Source organism: Pseudoalteromonas sp. G5_S1_14_S5 (genome assembly GCF_054968605.1).
This window is the reverse complement of record NZ_JBQKUM010000295.1, coordinates 1-220: the sequence shown is the minus strand read 5'-3', so window position 1 is coordinate 220 and position 220 is coordinate 1. Positions and strand designations below refer to the sequence as shown.

The following is a 220-nucleotide window of genomic DNA, read 5'->3' as shown; positions in this document are numbered from 1 at the left end:
AACGATAAATCGTGGAGCGATTAACGAATACACCTCGTTCGGACAACATATCACTGAGGTTTGCATAGCTCATTGCGGTAGTGCCATACCAACGGACACACCATAAGATAATTTCGGGGGTGAAATGTCGCCATTTGAATTCAGACTTGACCATAACGTATTGCTCAGTGATGAATCATAGTTAAAGTCTGGCGGCTCGTGAGGTTTTTGCAACAAGCCC

The 220-nt window shown here is 44.5% G+C and carries 1 pseudogene; it reads right to left on the bottom strand.

Annotated elements, in window-relative coordinates:
* Window positions 1-154 (bottom strand): annotated as a pseudogene (locus tag ACTRWI_RS22945) (IS6 family transposase); the annotation flags it as partial.
* Between the last annotated feature and the right edge of the window lie 66 nt (window positions 155-220).